This window comes from Mesorhizobium sp. LNHC229A00 (genome assembly GCF_000502415.1).
Classification (GTDB): Bacteria; Pseudomonadota; Alphaproteobacteria; order Rhizobiales; family Rhizobiaceae; genus Mesorhizobium.
The window spans coordinates 1-244 of record NZ_AYWQ01000267.1 but is presented as its reverse complement, the minus strand read 5'-3'; the positions used below and the strand labels follow the sequence as shown (position 1 = coordinate 244).

Sequence of the window (244 nt, the reverse complement as noted above, 5' to 3'; positions counted from 1 at the left end):
ATCAGTTCGTCGTCCTTGATGAAGTCGAGGCCAGATGAGATCAGCGTATCGGCCAGGGTCGCGGTCTCCCCTGGCGTAAGACCGACGCTCGGTTTGACGATGGTGCCGACCAGCGGCCGTCCCGCGACGCCGGTCAGACGACGCGTGCCTTCGACAGCGAAAGCCGGCCCCGGATAGGCATTAGCGAAGACATCGGGAAAGCTGACGTCGAGCAGACGCATGGCCGAGAAATGATGCAGCTCGA

Annotated in this window: 1 protein-coding gene; it reads right to left on the bottom strand. The window is 62.3% G+C overall.

Features of this window, described 5'->3' with window-relative positions; translation table 11 throughout:
• On the bottom strand, positions 1 to 244 hold a 244-nt coding region (locus X742_RS0140040), incomplete at both ends, for a RuBisCO large subunit C-terminal-like domain-containing protein (RefSeq protein ID WP_031248925.1).